Below are 17,996 nucleotides of genomic sequence, written 5' to 3'. Positions count from 1 at the left end.
GGAGAATTTAATATTTAGCTAGTATTGTATTTTACTTATTTTATTTAATATTTATGATAGATATTGGGTCATAAAAAGAACCATTTAAATTATTCTCATATAATTTAATCACTTCACTTCTACTACTTGTTTTTAATATATATATATGTCTGTAGCCTGTTGTAGGATTCACAAAATAATTTGCATCTATGTTATCACTACGTAATTCATCAACAAACCTATCAGCAAAGGCTTTTTTAGAGAAAACACCTATTTGTAAATAGAAACCTTCTTCTAAACCTCCTACTTTCTTCATTCTTAACACCCTTGCTTTTGGTCTTGATTTAGGTTCTTTATAACTCTCAGGTTTTACATCATCACCAAGTGTTATTTTAAAAACATACACTGCATCTTTTGCTGTCTTTGTTCCTAGGCCTGCTAATTCACCTTTACTATTACTTTCAAAAAGAGTATTCTCTTTAAACTCGTCTTTTCTTTCTTCTGCATCTTTCTTTTTAGCAAATCTATCTACATACATATAGTAATGCTTTGTTTTTGGGTCAAAAACATACCTTATTTTTAAATCTGCTTTTTCAAAAATTTTCTTTTTTTCTTTTACATATGCATCCGCATTCTCTTTCTTTCTAAACCTATCTGTTACAATATAATACATTGTTCCACCACCACCTGTACGAGTTACTGTTTTCTCTCTCCATGGTGTATTTTTTCTCCTTCTTAAAGAAGTGTCCTTTTCATCAGAAGATGTTGCTGTTGAATCTTTAGCTTTATTTTCTTCTCTAATTACATCAACAATTTTCGGTTTATTATTAAGTAACCTTAAAATTTCATCTACTTTTTTATTCAACTTACTAATAGAGTCATATGCTTCTTGAATTTCATCCGATAAATCGTTATGTTCTTCATTTTTATACTCTTGCTTAGGCTTTCTTTCAGGTAATTTAATACTAACACTCCCTGTTCTTCTCACTGGTCTTCTTCTGCTAAACTTCTTTTCTCCGAAATTATAAATAATTCCAACTTCATTAGTTGCTGCAAAATCTCCTTTTTCATAAGAGAATCCTATTGATAATTTATCCGATAAATTAACACCAGCTCCAGCAGATATACCATATTGCTTATCATAACCTGCTTTTAACCAACCCATTTTAGGCAAATCAAGAATTACATTTCCTCCAAAACCAAAAGAACCATTACCTGGTTTTCTTGCTAATGCTAATACTCGTAAATCAGCTCCTTCAAAAATTCCACTAGCATATGTAAACTCATGAGAATACATTGCATGACCAGAAAATGTTTTTTCTGAAAATGACGTAGCTAATTCATTACTTTTTAAATTAAAATCTAATAAATTCTCAAAAAACACTCCTACATCAAATTTTCCAAACGAAACAGTTACTGCTGGTTGAAAATTAACAATTGGAATATCTTGAAAATTACTTAATGCAGGATCAGGAACTTGAGAGTTTACTTTTAAACCATCAGCACTCCTTCGACTGTATAATACGTTAAATCCAAATGTTAAATCTAAATTTTCATTCATTTGAATTCTTTGTGCATAATTTGCAATAGCACCAAAATCTTTAAAAACACCTATTTCTTGTTGATAAACAGCTAAACCTCCACCAACATTCTCTCTCATTTTTCCAGAATAGCTTAACAAATATAATTTAGGGTTATCTTCAAAAGACACATTACTGTTTCTAACAATAGCACTCATTGAAGTTTTATTTTCTCTTAACGCAGAAAAAGTTGGTACCGTTAAAAAGCGGTTAAACTTCATAAAACTACGAGAAGTGAAACTATTGTATATTTCAGCGTTATTAGACACTTGTGAAAACACACAAGAGCTAATGAACATTAATATAAAAATAGTGTTTCTTTTAATCATATACTTTTAATCTAAAACAGAGATACTACCCGCTTTAATAAGCTTGTCATCTCTAATTATTTTATAATAAAAAATTCGTTGATTACCTAAATCTTCAGAAGGCCAATCGTTTTTATATTCTTTTGTCATCAATACTTCCTTACCATCAGAACTATAAATAGCTATCGTTACAGATGGTTGAAATGCATATCTATTAGATAATTCCCAGGTATCATTAATACCATCAACTGTATTTGGAGACACAATATTTGGTACAATAATTTGATCATCTTGTTCAACTACTTCTACTGTTTTTCTTACTTCACAACTATCAACAGTTGCTATTAATGTATAAAAACCTGCTTGAGTTACACTAACAATGTTTGTTGACGATAATGGGTCTCCATTACTATCTACCCATTGATACGTATTTGCTCCTTCACCTCTAATTGTTGTTGGCTGTCCTGTTAATAATACTATTTTTCCAGAAGGCCCTATTTCATTCCCTGAGCTATCATATAAAAGTACCGCTGAATCATCAAAAGGCACCACATTTATCGGTGCTAAGTCCTTTACACAGTCAAAGCCTGAAATTTGAAGTTTATACTCACCTGTTTCGATTATTTCTAAAGTTTTAGGATCTGCTACTGTTAACTCTACAGAATCTTTAAACCATTTATAAGTAAATCCGGTTACAACATCAGAAACGGTAAGTGTAATTGTTCCTCCAGGACACAATGAATTTGATGCAGAAGTTGAAGCTATAGCTGGGCTTGCAATTGTTAGTTTAACATCTAATTTATTCGACTTATTACTAAGCCCTACACCTGAACTTACCTCTAAATCAAATACTCCATTATCTAAATAAGAATCAACTGCATATTCATTTAATGTTTTACCTGTTTGCAAAACATCATCTTTATACCATTGGTAGGTTAATATTGCTATTTGTTCAGGTGTTAAATCATATTCAACATCATCAGAACCAGTAGCTTTTATACTTGCTATTGTTAATACCGTTTTATCACTATCACACTCTACATAATCATCTGCAGTTTTTATTACAGTATTTATAGATTTTGTGGTTAATAACGTAAACTTATCAGACTCAACAGAAAAAGGACAGCTCCCTGAACTATCAGTAGCTACAGCGTGATAAACACCTGCCTCAGTAGCATTAATTTTCAATCCAGTTTTACCAGGTAAAAGTGCTCCATCTTTATACCATTGCACTGTTACAGGTGTAGATGATGGCTCTATTGTAATTTCCAACAATCTTGTTTGAGTAGGTAACCAAACTGCAGTCTGTTCTCCTACTAAAGTTATCCTAAAAGTTGCTGCTGTTTTTTGTTTTAACTCAACATTTTGTGATTTAGATATACATCCATTTGCTTCAATTTCTAATCTATAAATACCAAACTGCCCAGTATTAGGTGTTGTATAAGTACTGGTATTAGATGTTGACACTAATACATCATCTTTATACCATCTATAGGTAAGCGCACTATTATTTGTTGTTGCTTCAAAAGTATGAGTTTTATCAGCACAAATCTCAACTGGTGTACCTCCTTTTATTTGTGCATCTGCTGTGCTAATTCGAACAACATTTATCAATATAGAATTTACAATACCACATCTTCCATAATCTACTCTTGCTTCATATGTGCCAGCTTCTGTAACCGTTATTTTAGGTTCAGTAGTAGTACCAACTAAAATAGTTCTATCTCTATACCATTGGTAAACCCCTTCTTTATCTGTGTTCAATTTCAATTCTAATGAACCCGAACCACAAATGAAATCTGTCGCATTATTATCATTAATCCACAAAGTTCCTTCAACCGTATCATATGCCTCAAATGCATCAGATTCTGGACTCATCATTTCAGGTGATGTTGACACCATTCTTACCTTATACCCCGTCCCATAAGTATCTTTTGGCACTCGAAATGAAGTTGATATCTTTCTAAAATTAGTATTCTGTCCTACAATCGCTGCAGAAACCCTATTATCAGTAGTATTAGAAGGAAACACTCCATTTTTATCAGAAATCTGAACAAAGAACTGATTATCGGCATTAAAAGGTGTAGTTGTAAACTGAAAATCTATAGAAAAATCTTTAGTTGTAGCGTTGCTACATGCTAAGCTAAATTTTAGCTCAGGTTTTAACAAGACCTGTGAAAACAAGCCTGTCGTGTGACATAACAACCATATTACTAAAAGTATTTTTACGCTTTTAGCTATTTTTTCACTCATTTAAGGGATATTTAGGGGGTGCCAAATTTAAACATTTTTTGATAAAAACAATCAAAAAAATAAATTTTACACCATGGAAAGTTAAAAAATATAAATCACTTTTACAAGAAAAGATGCTACAGCTATGAAATAATAAATATTTTTTACGTTTTTTGTAGTAACGTTTATATTTACTTGTGAATAAATCAATATATCTTTTTTTCTTACTAATTTTCAGTAATTATGTACATTCTCAAACTGGTGGTGAAAACATTTATGGTTTTCTAAACACTCCTACATTTGCTCGTCAAGTAGCTTTAGGAGGTAAAATTTTAACATTTATTGATGATGTAAACCAACCAAGTTGGAATCCTGCTACTATTAGTAATAGTCTTCATAAACAGCTTTCTGTAAATTATACTAGTTACTTAACAGGAATAAATATAGGATCTGTTTCTTATGCCTATGAAATCAACAAACATTTTGAGACTCTTCATGGAAACATAAAATACGTTAATTATGGTGAAATTATCAGAGCTGATGAAGAAGGAAATGAACAAGGTTCTTTTAGTGCCAATGACATTGCTATTTCTTTAGGGTACGCTAAAAACATTCCAAGAAGTGATTTTTATTATGGAGCTAATTTGAAATTAATTTACTCTTCTATAGATTCTTTTTCTTCAAGCGGTATTGCTGTTGACTTTGGAATCACCTATTACAGCGCTAATAATCCTTTTATCATTGCTTTAGTAGCAAGAAATATAGGTACACAAATAACATCTTTTAACGGTACTCGTGAAAAACTACCTTTTGAAATAATTTTAGGCGCTTCTTATAAGTTAGAAAAAGTACCTCTAAGATGGTATCTCACCTTAGACAACCTTCAAAAATGGAAAGTTGGAGTTTCAAATCCTACAAATCAAACTACTAATTTAGAAGGCAATACTACACAAGAAAGTATTTCTTTTTTAGACAATGCTTTTAGACATGTCATTGTAGGTGCAGAATTATTTCCTGATAGTGCCATAAACATACGTGTGGGTTATAATTTTAGAAGAAGCAAAGAACTACAATTACAAAATGTACGTTCATTTGGTGGTTTATCTTTTGGTTTTGGTTTAAAGATGAACAAACTAAAGTTTAACTACGCATATTCTAAGTTTCATTCAGCTTCAAACGTAAGCACTTTCAGCTTACAAATTGATCTTGACAAGCGCCCAAAAGGAAAAAATCCTACTCGATATTAGAATATCTAACGTATCTTTGTTGTTCTTAATTCTTTTACTATGACAAAAAAAATTACCATAGCTATAGATGGCTTTTCATCTACAGGAAAAAGCACCATCGCAAAACAATTAGCAAAACAATTAGGTTATATTTATGTTGATACTGGAGCTATGTATAGAGCCGTTACATTATACGCTATGCAACAAAATTATATTTCAGAAACACATTTTAATACTGATGATTTAATAAGTGATTTAAGCAATATTTCTCTTTCTTTTAGCTTTAATGAAGAAATGGGGTTTGCTGAAATGTTTTTAAATAAAAAGAACGTTGAAAAAGAAATAAGAACTCTTGAAGTTTCAAAACTAGTAAGTAAAATTTCTACAATTTCGGAAGTAAGAAAAAAACTAGTTAGTGAACAACAAGAAATGGGTAAAAATAAAGGTGTTGTAATGGATGGACGTGATATTGGAACTGTTGTTTTCCCTAATGCAGAATTAAAATTATTTATGACTGCCTCTGCAGATAAGCGCGCTAAAAGACGTTATAAAGAACTTATAGATAGAGGTGATAAGGTTAACTACGAAGAGATATTACAAAATGTAGAAGAAAGAGATCGTATAGACTCTACCCGAGAAGATTCTCCTTTAATTTTAGCAGATGATGCTATTGAATTTGACAACTCAAACATGGGATTAAAAGATCAATTTAACAGAATCATGAGCTTGGTTAACACTGCTATAGAATAATACAATACATCAATACTATTTAATTGTTTTTACTTATCAATGAGTAGTCTCTCAGAATTAATTATTTGTACACAAATACGTATTAAAATTAAATACTCAATTCTCAGAAGGGTTAACAAAAACTAAAACTACCGATAAAGAGCTTTATACTAAAAAACCAGTTTTATATAAAACTGGTTTTCATATACTTTAACTTTATTATAAAAAAGATCTTTTTATAAATCTTCTTCAAATTTAGTATGCGTAGAATATGTTCTCCACTTTTCTATACATTCAGCAATATCTTTAGGTACTTCTGAATCAAATTTTAAAAACTCTCCACTCGTAGGATGAGTAAACCCTAAAGTTTTTGCATGTAATGCTTGCCTTGGTAAGACTTTAAAACAATTATCTACAAACTGTTTGTATTTTGTAAATGTTGTTCCTTTTAATATTTTATCACCACCATAACGTTCGTCATTAAAAAGTGTATGACCAATATATTTAAAATGTGCTCTAATTTGATGTGTTCTTCCAGTTTCTAATTTACATTGCACTAAAGTAACATAAGTCAAACGTTCTAAAACTTTAAAATGTGTTATTGCAGGTTTACCAAATTCACCATCTGGAAAAACAGCCATTTGTAATCTGTTTTTTAAACTTCTTCCTATATTACCTTCAATAGTTCCTTCATCTTCTTCTATATTTCCCCAAACTAAAGCATAATATAAACGTTCTGTAGTCCTGTCAAAAAACTGTTTAGATAAATGCGTCATAGCAAACTCAGTTTTTGCAACTACCAATAAACCACTAGTATCTTTATCTATTCTATGAACTAAACCTGGACGCTCACTACTGTTTGTAGGTAAATTTTCAATATGATGTATTAATCCATTAACCAAAGTACCTGAATAGTTTCCATGACCAGGATGAACAACCATTCCTGGTTCTTTATTCACAACAATTACCTGATCATCTTCATATACTATATTTAAAGGTATATCTTCAGCAACTAATAAGTTCTCTGCTGGTGGATACGATAGTACTACCCTAACTATATCTTTTGGTTTGATCTTATAGTTGGATTTAACCACTACATCATTCACTAAAATATTCCCCGCTTTTGCCGCTTGTTGAATTTTATTACGCGTAGCATTTTCTATAAAATTCATTAAAAACTTATCTACTCTTAATGGAACTTGCCCATCATTTGCTACAAATTTATAATGTTCGTATAAATCGTCGTTTTCTAAATCTGGAGTTGTATCTTCCTGCATCAATCTAATCTATAATATTAATTACCATTACCATCACCCAAAATTAAATCTATTGTAGATTGTTTTGGTAACTTAGTTTTTGGTTCAATTTTGTTTCCTTTATACTTTAATCCTCTTACTACATCTTTACCTAAATCTCGAACCCAAGTAACATCTTTTCCAACTTTAAAACCAATAGATCTTAAATGTGTAGTTGCTTGCCTACGAGTACGTCCATTTAAATCTGGTATTTCAACATCACGATATTTTGAAGGATTCAATGTTAAATATATTTTTCTTCCTTCTTTTACAAAATCACCAGCTTCAGGATTTTGCTCTAACACTGCCTTTTTAGGATAATTAGGATTATAAGTAGCACTGTCAATAACTACGTAATCTAAATTAAGTTCATTTAACTTAGTTTCAACATTTGTTAATGATAACTTAGCTAAATTAGGCACTTCGATTTTTTGATTATGATTAGTAGTAATACCTAACCACCATTGCAATAGGAATATTAAAACAACAACACTCAAAATTGCAATTCCTAATTGCATAAAAAAGCTTTTACTTTTAATAAACTCAAATAAACCTTTAATACGTTCTGAAAATTTACTCATATTGATTTTTTGTAAGATGATACAAATTTACTGTAAAATTTATTACTAATTTAAAATTCAACAACTCTTAAACGAGTTTTTTTGGTAAGTTTGTATAAATAACTCAGATTATTCATGAAAAAAAATATAGCTATTGTTATGGGAGGGTATTCCTCAGAGGTAAATATATCCTTACAAAGCGGTGCAGTTGTTTACAAACATCTTAATAAAGAAAAATACAATACATATAAAGTTCATATCTTATCTAACAAATGGGTAGTTGTTGATGCTGATGAAACTGAATATCCTATAGATAAAAATGACTTTTCATTTACAAAAAACACTACTAAAATTACTTTTGATTGTGTTTTTAATGCAATACATGGAAACCCTGGAGAAAATGGTAGTCTTTTAGCATATTTTGATCTTATACAAATGAAGCACACCTCTGCTCCTTTCTACCAAATGGCTTTAACATTTAATAAAAGAGATAGCTTAAGTGTTGTAAAACATTATGGTATCCCTACTGCTAAATCAGTATATATTAATCAAGGAGATACATTTTCTACGGATGATATTATTCAAAAAGTAGGACTTCCTTGCTTTGTAAAACCAAACAATGCAGGTTCTAGTTTTGGTATTTCAAAAGTACACTCTATTGAAAAACTTATTCCTGCAATAGAAAAAGCATACAAAGAAGATTCTGAAATTTTAATTGAAAGTTTTTTAGATGGAACTGAAGTTTCTGTAGGAGTTATTCAATATAAAGGAGAAACAACAGTTTTACCAATTACCGAAATAGTTTCTGAAAATGACTTTTTTGACTATGAAGCAAAGTACCTAGGTAAATCAAAAGAAATTACACCAGCACGATTAACAGAACAACAAGAAGCCAAAGTAAGAGAAATAGCTAAAAAAGCATATGAAATATTAAATATGAGTGGTTTTTCTAGATCTGAATATATCTTGGTAAATGATGAACCTCATTTTTTAGAAATGAATACCGTACCTGGTTTAACAGAGGCTAGTATTTTACCGCAACAGGCAAATGAAGTAGGAATATCGTTAAGTGAGTTATTTGAAAATGCTATTGAAATGGCTATCAAATAATAAATATACGCAATACAGTTTTTAATAAGATATAAATCAAGAATTACAAAATATATGAAGAAAGCTATTTTTCCAGGATCGTTTGACCCTATTACATTAGGCCATGTTGATATTATTGAACGTGGAGTTACCTTATTTGATGAGCTAGTTATTGCTATTGGTATAAATTCAGATAAAAAATACATGTTTTCCTTAGAAGAACGTAAACGTTTTATTGAAGAAACATTTAAACATGAACCAAAAATTAAAGTAGTTACTTATAGCGGATTAACTGTTAACTTTTGTAAAGAAGTTAATGCGCAGTTTATTTTAAGAGGTTTACGTAACCCTGCTGATTTTGAATTTGAAAAAGCTATAGCACATACTAATCGTAAACTTTCTGAAATCGAAACAGTTTTCTTATTAACCTCATCTGGAAAGAGCTACATATCATCGTCAATTGTTCGTGATGTTATAAGAAATGATGGTGATTACACTGGACTAGTACCTGATGCTGTAAAAATTTAAATCATGAAAAAACTATCGCTACTACTACTATTCATATTTTTAAATTCTTGTAAAGAAGCCATAAAATTTGAAAAGAAAAACTTCACAACATTATTTGAAAAATCTAACGGTACCGAGACTCCTGAATACAATGATGTAATTTCTTTTTATAAAAACTTAGCTGATTCCTACAGCGAAATTTCACTATTTGAAATAGGTGAAACAGATTCTGGAAAACCACTACATTTAGCTGTTTTTAATAACGATGGTAAAATCGATTTAAAAAGTTTAAAAAAATCTTCAAAAAATAGAATTTTAATCAACAATGGTATTCATCCAGGTGAATCAGATGGGATTGACGCTTCCATGATGTTATTAAGAGATATTGTTCAAAATGATTCTTTAAAAAAAGCATATAATAACTCTTTAATCTGTGTTATACCAATATATAATATTGGTGGATCTCTTAATAGAAACTCACACACTAGAGCTAATCAAAACGGTCCTAAAGAATACGGTTTTAGAGGTAATGCCAGGAATTTTGACTTAAATAGAGACTTCATAAAACAAGATACTAAAAACGCAGCAGCTTTTGCAACTATTTTCCACTCAGTAAATCCAGATATTTTTATTGATAATCATGTAAGTAACGGTGCCGATTATCAATATGCAATTACCCATTTATTTACACAACACAATAAGTTAGGTGGAAACCTTGGTGTTTTTTTAGAAAAAGAAATGCGTCCGCATATTGAAAAATCTTTGGCTAAAAAACAAATCCCTATTACTCCTTATGTAAATGTATGGGGAAACACTCCAGAGAAAGGCTGGTCTCAATTTTTCGATTCTCCAAGATATTCAACAGGATATACTACTTTATTTAACACTCTAGGGTTAATGGTAGAAACTCACATGTTAAAACCCTATAAAGTTCGTGTTGAGCAAACCTATGAACTATTACTTTCTACATTAGATTTTTCAGAAAAAGAATCATCGAGAATTAAAACCCTACGAAAAAGAAACCTTAAAGAGTTACTAACTCAGAAAACATATCCAATTACTTTCAAAGTTGACAAAAACAATCCTAGTACTTTAAATTTTAAAGGCTATGAAGGTATTTATATTAATAGTGAAGTAACCAATGGAAAACGCTTGTTTTATGATAAATCTAAACCTTACAATAAAAAAATATCTTATTACAACAACTTTAATACAACAAAAGAAATAACAATCCCAAAAGCTTATATCATACAGCAAGGTTGGCATAAAGTAATTGAAAGGCTTAAAAACAATAAAATAGTATTCACACACTTTAAAAATGACACAACCCTAACTGTCGAGACTCAACATATAGCTAATTTCAATACTAGAAAATCAGCTTATGAAGGACATTATTTACACTATAATACTACGGTAAAGAAAGCAACTAAAACTATTAAATTCAGAAAAGGTGATATTTACATTTCAACACAACAAAAAGGAATACGATACATTATTGAAACTCTAGAAGCTGAAGCTACTGATTCTTTTTTTAACTGGAATTTTTTTGATACTATTTTACAACAAAAAGAAGGTTTCTCTAGCTATGTTTTTGAAGATATTGCAGTCCAATTCTTGAAAGAAAATCCCGCAGTTAAAAAAGAGTTAGAAGAAAAAATAAAAGTAGATGATGGCTTTGCTAAAAACCCATATGCGCAATTGTATTTTGTATACAAAAAAACGCCGCATTATGAACAAGCTCATCTAAAACTTCCTATTTATAAATTTTTTTAAACATAATAACCCCCTCAAAAAACTGAGGGGGTTATTTTTAATAATTTCTATATTGTTTAGTTTCTTCGAAAACATGCTCAAGAATTTTTCTTTCTTGATCATCAAATTCTATATGCCTTCTTTTCATTACTACCTCAGCAACTTCAAAAACTTTATTTGTCTTATACTCTGTAAAGCCTGATGCTCCTCCCCAACTATATGATGGTACAAAATTACGAGGAAAACCACTACCAAAAATATTAGCAGACACTCCTATTACTGTACCTGTATTAAACATTGTATTGATACCACATTTAGAATGATCTCCCATCATTAGGCCACAAAACTGCAACCCAGTTTTAGCAAATCTACCTGTTTCATAATTCCATAATTTAACCTCAGCATAATTATTTTTTAAATTAGAATTATTGGTATCTGCTCCTAAATTACACCACTCACCTAGTACTGAATTACCTAAATAACCTTCATGACCTTTACTTGAATACCCAAAAAGCACTGAGTTGTTCACCTCTCCTCCTACTTTACAATATGGACCTAATGTAGTAGCTCCATATATTTTTGCTCCCATTTTTAAAACAGAGTTTTCACACATTGCTAATCCTCCTCTAATAACACAACCTTCCATTATTTCTGCATTCCTACCTATGTAAATAGGTCCATTAGTTGCATTTAAAGTAGCAAAAGTTAACTTAGCTCCTTCCTCTAAGAAAATATCTTCTTTGTTTATACAATTAACTGTTTCTGGAATTGGTTCAGACTCTCGTCCTTCTGTTATTAAATCGAAATCAGCTTTTATCGCTTTCGCATTTAATGAAAAAATATCCCAAGTATTTTTAATTTGTAATACTTCTCCTTCAAACTCTATAGCTTCATATCTTGAAAAATCAACTTCTTCTTGTGTATCCGTAGTATAAAAAGCTATTACATCTTCATCTTTAAATATTGCTTGATTCGGCTTTAAACCTTTAATATTTTCAATCAATATTTCTGTTGGTAAAAAAGAAGCATTAATTAATACATTTTCTTCCATTTCAACCATTGGGTACTTCTCTTCTAAATACTCTTCAGTAACTGTAGTGGTTGTACCCCCTAAAAAGTTCTCCCATTTCTCTCTAATAGTCAAAATACCAACTCTTAAGTCAGCTACAGGTTTAGTGTATGTAAATGGTAATAAAGCATTTCGTACATCACCATCAAATAAAATATAATTCATTATTCTTATTTTTGAAGATGAACAAACTTACAATAAAAAACCGATTGTAAAAATTACAATCGGTTAGAAAAATAGTCCTTTATTTTCGTTATTTTTTTATAAAATGTTTTACTCCTAATTTATCTTCAGAAATTATTTTTAATAAGTACATTCCTATTGGTAGCTCTTCAATATTAACTTCTTTTTGAAGTAAAGATACATTCTCCGATTTCAATAATTTTCCAGTATAGTCATATACCTGTACCTTAGCTTCTCTTGTGTCTGAAGGTAAATCTATCTTTACAACATTTCCTACCGGATTAGGATACATTTTAAAGTTTAATAATTTTGCATCATCTACACCTAAAGAAGGTGTTGATCCTGATTTACCTGTAAATGTAGCATCTCCACCAGTATTTCCATTTCCATTACCAGATATTGAGGCTGCATAAAAAGTTACTTTTCCTTGATCGCTAGAAGGCGATGTCCATTTCACACTCCATGTACTTTGACTATTACCTGAACTAGTGTGAGTTGCTCTAGAATTACTGTTAACTGCTTTTGTATCTGCACCGCCAGCTGCAAAAGTCCCTATTTTAGAATTATCCGAATCTTTTTCTGCTGTTACTTGAAATCCATTTCTAGTTCCTCCTCCTGAGTTTGTAACAGTTATATTGTATTCTGTATTAAACTCATACCCAGTTACTGGTATATCTGTTGTTACCGACAAGTTTGCAGCTGTTGCTGTACCCGCATGACAAGTAGTACAATTATTATTTGAATCTCCTGGAGAGCTTGAAAAAGCACTATCCCTTCCTCCTGAAAAAGAAATAAACATAAAGCCTAATAAAGGAATTAAAAATAGTGTTAATTTAAAAAAGTAGTCTTTCCTCATAATTATTGGATTTTTAATATTTAGTTTAAGTCGTTAGTAATATACGTTAATTACAATTAATTTATTATCAATCATTAAATTAATACATAAAAACATTATTTATACGACAGTTCCAATACAAAAAACCCTACCTATAGTTTTTATATTTATCTTTACATCATAAAATATATTTATGAAGAAAATACTTGCTTTAATATTAATTATAATAACATTAATTGCTGGATTATACTATGCATTTATATACTTTGTTCCTTATAGTGAAGGTGTACGTTCAGGTGAACTTATAAAAATTAGTTATAAAGGTATTGCTATAAAAACATGGGAGGGCGAAATTAGTCAAGGAATATCTGGAGCACAAATTTTTGCTTTTTCTGTAGAAGACAGAAATGAGAAAGTAATTAAAGACTTACAAAAATACCAAGGTCGATATGTAAAAGTACATTACACTGAACGTTTTAGTACTTTTTTTTGGTTAGGAGATACTAAATATTTCATCACAAAGGTAGAAGAAGAACAATCGCCACATTTTAGAGGAGTTACAAATGACACAAAAGAAAAATAATTTTAAAAATGTAGAAGAAACTCGTATTACGATTTCTGAACTTATGCTTCCTTCACACGCTAATTTTAGTGGTAAAATACATGGAGGTTATATTCTAAATTTAATGGATCAAATTGCTTTTGCTTGTGCTTCAAAACATTCAGGTACTTATTGTGTAACTGCTTCTGTTGATACAGTTGATTTTTTAAATCCAATAGAGGTGGGTGAACTGGTAACAATGAAAGCTTCAATTAATTATGTAGGGAAAACCTCAATGGTTGTAGGAATTCGTGTAGAATCTGAAAATATTCAAACAGGGAAAGTTAACCACTGTAATTCTTCTTATTTTACTATGGTTTCTAAAAACGAAGATGGCCAAGGGATTTCTGTTCCTGGAATTATTATTAATGACGATATTGAAATGAGACGTTTTTTAAAGGCAATTAAACGTATTGAAATGAAAAAAAATCGACAAGAGGAATTTGACAGTGATCATTTTACACCCAATAATTATATTAAAGATTTAGAAGCTTATAACGTAAAAATAGATTTATAATCTACCAATATTTAAATTGTTATTCTCTCTTCTAACAACTACAAAATTTGGCTACACAAATTCAAAAACATACTTTTGCTATACTATTAAATAAATAAAAATCATTTTTGAAAAAGCAACCACAAAATTGGAAAGACAAACTTCATGAAGTTATTTATGAAGCTGACACGCGTGGTGGTAAGTTTTTTGATATTATTTTATTAATCGCTATTTTATCTTCTGTGCTTTTTGTTATGTTAGAAAGTGTTGATGATATTCAATTAAAATATGGTAACATCTTAAATGTTGGAGAATGGGTTTTAACCATTCTTTTCTCCATAGAATATATTCTTAGAATAATCTCAATAAAAAAACCATCAAAATACATTTTTAGCTTTTATGGTATTATTGATTTCTTATCAACTATTCCTAAATATCTTTCTATATTTTTTATAGGAACCCATAGTTTAGTTGCTTTAAGAGCACTACGTTTATTACGTATTTTTAGAATTTTAAAACTAGCTCGATTTATTGGAGAGTCTAATAATTTTATAAAAGCATTAAAAGCAAGTAGAGCTAAGATAGCGGTGTTTCTTTTTTTTGTACTTATTTTATGTATGATTCTTGGTACAATTATGTACTTAATAGAAGGAGGTGAAAATGGTTTTACAAGCATTCCTAGAAGTGTTTATTGGGCTGTAGTAACATTAACCACAGTTGGTTATGGAGATATTGCTCCCCACACTCCTTTTGGTCAATTTGTTGCGAGTATTATTATGGTATTAGGATATGGAATTATTGCTGTGCCTACAGGTATTGTTACTTCTGAAATGACTAAAATTAGTGATGTAAACCTAAACACTCAATCGTGCCCGAATTGTTCTCATGGAGACCATAATGATGATGCCATATACTGTAATCATTGTGGTAGTAAATTACACAATTAATGACAAATACTCTAATTACTATTGTTGGCGCAACCGCTATAGGTAAAACTGCTTTAAGTATTAAACTAGCACAGCACTTTGGTTGTGATATTATTTCATGCGACTCTCGTCAATTTTATAAAGAAATGAAAATTGGAACTGCAGTTCCTGATGACAATGAACTTGCATCTGCGCCTCATCATTTTATTCAAAACAGAAGCATTTTTGAAGATTATAATGTAGGTCAGTTTGAAAAAGAGGCATTAGCTAAACTAGATACACTTTTTAAGAAAAAACCTATTCAAATAATGGTTGGTGGTAGTGGTTTATACGTAGACGCTGTTTTAAAAGGCTTAGACTATTTTCCTGATGTTGATCCACAAATTAGAATAGATTTAACACAACAATTAGAAGAAAAAGGAATTGAACACCTTCAACAACAATTAGAAAAACTAGATATTGAAGCATTTAACACCATAGCTATAGACAATCCTCACAGATTAACTCGTGCTTTAGAAATTTGTATTGGCACTAACAAAACATATTCTTCTTTTAAAAACAAACCTAAAACACTTCGTAATTTTAAAAGTATTAAAATAGGTTTAACAGCTGATAGAGAAATCATGTACAACCGTATAAACAAACGTGTTGACATTATGATGAATTCTGGATTACTTGAAGAAGCAAAAAGTTTATATCAACATAAACATTTAAACGCATTGCAAACAGTTGGTTATAGAGAATTATTCTCTTCCTTTGATGGTGATTTTCCTTTAAGTTTTGCGGTAGAGGAAATTAAAAAAAATACGCGAAGATTTGCTAAACGCCAAGGAACTTGGTTTAGAAAAGATCCAAATATTAATTGGTTTGATTTTAAAGAAAATCATTTAACAATCATAAATAAAATTGATTCTTTTTTATAAAAAAGCATCTTGTTTTTTTCTACATCTCATATTAATTATTATTTTGGCGCTTTAATTCCTTATTAAGTTACGCTTGTTCTCAAATTTGTATTTCTAAAGGAATTCGGCTATATATTTTATTTTTTTACCAATAATTTTACGTATTCAAACTTAAAATAAAACTATATATATGCCATCTACAATTCCATATGACCCTTCCTTAGTTTTAGGAAATATTGTTTCTAAACAAAAATTAGAAAACATTGTTCAAATTTCAAAATTACAAACTCCTGCTGATGCTGCTGAAAGTGAAATGAATTCACTTATAGCGTTAAAGAGAAGTATAGACATGACCATCCAAGAAATGATTGGTATGGGAATAGATGCTGATGAAGTTATTCAAGAATCTCAACAAGTAGGAGATCAAATAAAAACAGCAGTGGTTGCATATGCTAAAGCTAAAATTGCATCAGAGAAAAAAAATACAGCCTTTAAAGTCTAAAATGAATGCTGTTAACGAAAGTGTTGAAAGTCCAATTGACTACAATAAAAGTCAGTTAAAAAAATTAGCTATTTCTTCTGACTCTTTACAAATGAACTGTCAATATTTTTCATTTGATCAAAACACTCAGAGCTCAGCTAGTCATGCAGCAACAGTTTCTGCTTTTGTTAGTGAATCATTAAGTATTTTTGGAGAAGGAAGATCTTCTCAAGCTTCAGCTTCTGCTCAAACACAAATGAATAGTCAACACTCACGCCATAGTATTGCTGGTACATTAGTGGTAACTATTACTTGTACACATAAAAATGCTCAAGTATTTGCACCTTATATACTTGATGTTGATAAAGCTGTTAGAGTATGGAACAGTATGAACCCAGACAATATGATTAAGACTAACGACCCTGGTTCAATTGCAGCTATAGAAGCTAAATCTGACACTAAAGAAGATGGCTCTTTCAATATTTTGTCAGGAGCAACTTATGGATCATCTTTTGTTGGTATGGTACATGTGTTAAATACTACTGAATCTCAGTCTAGTCAAAGTATGGAATCAATTGCTGCTTCTATGCAAGAAACATTTGATATTGGTGGATGGTTTGCCTCTGGTACTGGTGGTTTTGGAGTAAGTTCTTCATTTTCTAATAGTGCTAAAAATTTATTAAGCACACAAAACGTTACTTCACATGCTACCCTTATAACTATGGGTATAATACCTTCTATTAAATCAAATCAAGTAGCAATGGCTGTTAAAAGCTTTACTGATTTTGATCCTCAAAAATCTATGGAAGAGCTAGCTACTTTACAAGGAGCTACTGCTAGTGAAAATAACACTATAGGTGAAGCTGCAACTGCTGCTAGAACTGGCGAACAAATGATTCAGCTTAAAAACGCTACTATTGCAGCAACTCTTAGTGGTGTATCAGATATTGATGATGGGCAAAATCAAATTATCGATACTAACTCTATGATGACAGCATTAGAAGATTACGTGAATAAATGTATTGAAGGTGGTGATAACCTTGGTGTACCTGTAAACTATTACTTAAAACCAATAAGTCAATCTGAAATAGCAAGAGCTTGGTTAGCAAAATACTATCCAAACAAATACAATCAGGCTGGTGCCGCTGATGATAGTACTAGTAGTACTTCTAGCACATCAAGCACTTCTGACAGTTCTGGTGCTTCTGATGAATAGTTTAATTAATAGCTTTCCATGGTTACGTTT

17 protein-coding genes are annotated in these 17,996 nt (G+C 30.4%); 11 read left to right on the top strand and 6 right to left on the bottom strand.

Annotation, left to right across the window (positions count from 1 at the left end):
• Positions 1-40: 40 nt before the first annotated feature.
• Complete coding sequence (locus tag BLV71_RS12285; RefSeq protein WP_093870835.1) at positions 41-1,888, bottom strand: PorP/SprF family type IX secretion system membrane protein; 1,848 nt, start codon at positions 1,886-1,888, stop codon at positions 41-43.
• Between the two features lie 6 nt (positions 1,889-1,894).
• A complete protein-coding gene (locus BLV71_RS12280; RefSeq protein WP_093870834.1) occupies positions 1,895-4,120 on the bottom strand; it encodes an Ig-like domain-containing protein in 2,226 nt (741 codons plus the stop codon).
• A gap of 176 nt (positions 4,121-4,296) precedes the next feature.
• Between BLV71_RS12280 and porQ the strand changes: the two genes are divergently transcribed.
• A complete protein-coding gene (gene porQ, locus BLV71_RS12275; protein WP_255405191.1) occupies positions 4,297-5,346 on the top strand; it encodes a type IX secretion system protein PorQ in 1,050 nt (349 codons plus the stop codon).
• Positions 5,347-5,385: 39 nt separating this feature from the next.
• Complete coding sequence (cmk, locus tag BLV71_RS12270; RefSeq protein WP_093870833.1) at positions 5,386-6,075, top strand: (d)CMP kinase; 690 nt, start codon at positions 5,386-5,388, stop codon at positions 6,073-6,075.
• Between the two features lie 215 nt (positions 6,076-6,290).
• Here the strand turns inward: cmk and BLV71_RS12265 are convergent, their stop codons facing one another.
• Positions 6,291-7,331, bottom strand: a complete 1,041-nt coding sequence (locus BLV71_RS12265; RefSeq protein ID WP_093870832.1) for an RluA family pseudouridine synthase — start codon at positions 7,329-7,331, stop codon at positions 6,291-6,293.
• Positions 7,332-7,348: 17 nt separating this feature from the next.
• Positions 7,349-7,930 carry a PASTA domain-containing protein gene (locus BLV71_RS12260; protein WP_093870831.1) on the bottom strand — a complete coding sequence of 194 codons (582 nt, stop codon included), beginning with the start codon at positions 7,928-7,930 and terminating at the stop codon, positions 7,349-7,351.
• A gap of 114 nt (positions 7,931-8,044) precedes the next feature.
• Between BLV71_RS12260 and BLV71_RS12255 the strand changes: the two genes are divergently transcribed.
• Genes BLV71_RS12255 through BLV71_RS12245 form a run of 3 tightly spaced genes read left to right on the top strand, consistent with a single transcriptional unit; the run spans position 8,045 to position 11,278 of the window.
• Positions 8,045-9,019 (top strand): D-alanine--D-alanine ligase, encoded by a 975-nt coding sequence (locus tag BLV71_RS12255; protein WP_093870830.1) that lies wholly within the window; start codon positions 8,045-8,047, stop codon positions 9,017-9,019.
• Positions 9,020-9,073: 54 nt separating this feature from the next.
• The gene (coaD, locus tag BLV71_RS12250) at positions 9,074-9,526 is read left to right on the top strand and encodes a pantetheine-phosphate adenylyltransferase (RefSeq protein ID WP_093870829.1); all 453 of its coding nucleotides are present in this window, start codon (positions 9,074-9,076) and stop codon (positions 9,524-9,526) included.
• Positions 9,527-9,529: 3 nt separating this feature from the next.
• Positions 9,530-11,278 (top strand): M14 family metallopeptidase, encoded by a 1,749-nt coding sequence (locus BLV71_RS12245; protein WP_093870828.1) that lies wholly within the window; start codon positions 9,530-9,532, stop codon positions 11,276-11,278.
• Positions 11,279-11,315: 37 nt separating this feature from the next.
• Here BLV71_RS12245 and BLV71_RS12240 read toward each other — a convergent pair whose 3' ends face one another.
• Positions 11,316-12,491, bottom strand: a complete 1,176-nt coding sequence (locus tag BLV71_RS12240) for a GlmU family protein (RefSeq protein WP_093870827.1) — start codon at positions 12,489-12,491, stop codon at positions 11,316-11,318.
• Positions 12,492-12,579: 88 nt separating this feature from the next.
• Entirely contained in the window at positions 12,580-13,365 is a 786-nt protein-coding gene (locus BLV71_RS12235; protein ID WP_093870826.1) for a choice-of-anchor V domain-containing protein, read from the bottom strand.
• A gap of 172 nt (positions 13,366-13,537) precedes the next feature.
• On the opposite strand from BLV71_RS12235, the gene BLV71_RS12230 reads away from it, so the two are divergent.
• The 6 genes from BLV71_RS12230 (at position 13,538) to BLV71_RS12205 (ending at position 17,966) form a co-directional block, all read left to right on the top strand.
• On the top strand, positions 13,538-13,927 hold the full coding sequence (locus BLV71_RS12230) for a 6-phosphogluconate dehydrogenase (protein WP_093870825.1): 390 nt from the start codon (positions 13,538-13,540) through the stop codon (positions 13,925-13,927).
• Positions 13,908-14,462 carry an acyl-CoA thioesterase gene (locus BLV71_RS12225; RefSeq protein ID WP_093870824.1) on the top strand — a complete coding sequence of 185 codons (555 nt, stop codon included), beginning with the start codon at positions 13,908-13,910 and terminating at the stop codon, positions 14,460-14,462. The genes BLV71_RS12230 and BLV71_RS12225 overlap by 20 nt, the downstream gene beginning before the upstream one ends.
• Before the next feature lie 107 nt (positions 14,463-14,569).
• Positions 14,570-15,388: an ion transporter gene (locus BLV71_RS12220; RefSeq protein ID WP_093870823.1), complete on the top strand. Its 819-nt coding sequence runs from the start codon at positions 14,570-14,572 to the stop codon at positions 15,386-15,388.
• Positions 15,388-16,290, top strand: a complete 903-nt coding sequence (miaA, locus tag BLV71_RS12215) for a tRNA (adenosine(37)-N6)-dimethylallyltransferase MiaA (RefSeq protein ID WP_093870822.1) — start codon at positions 15,388-15,390, stop codon at positions 16,288-16,290. Before BLV71_RS12220 ends, miaA begins: the two co-directional genes overlap by 1 nt.
• 169 nt (positions 16,291-16,459) lie before the next feature.
• Positions 16,460-16,771: a hypothetical protein gene (locus BLV71_RS12210; protein WP_093870821.1), complete on the top strand. Its 312-nt coding sequence runs from the start codon at positions 16,460-16,462 to the stop codon at positions 16,769-16,771.
• A 1-nt stretch (position 16,772) separates the two neighbouring features.
• Positions 16,773-17,966: a hypothetical protein gene (locus tag BLV71_RS12205; protein WP_093870820.1), complete on the top strand. Its 1,194-nt coding sequence runs from the start codon at positions 16,773-16,775 to the stop codon at positions 17,964-17,966.
• The last annotated feature ends 30 nt before the right edge of the window (positions 17,967-17,996 follow it).

Source organism: Tenacibaculum sp. MAR_2010_89, assembly GCF_900105985.1.
GTDB lineage: Bacteria > Bacteroidota > Bacteroidia > Flavobacteriales > Flavobacteriaceae > Polaribacter > Polaribacter halocynthiae.
This window is presented reverse-complemented; position numbering and strand designations above follow the sequence as displayed.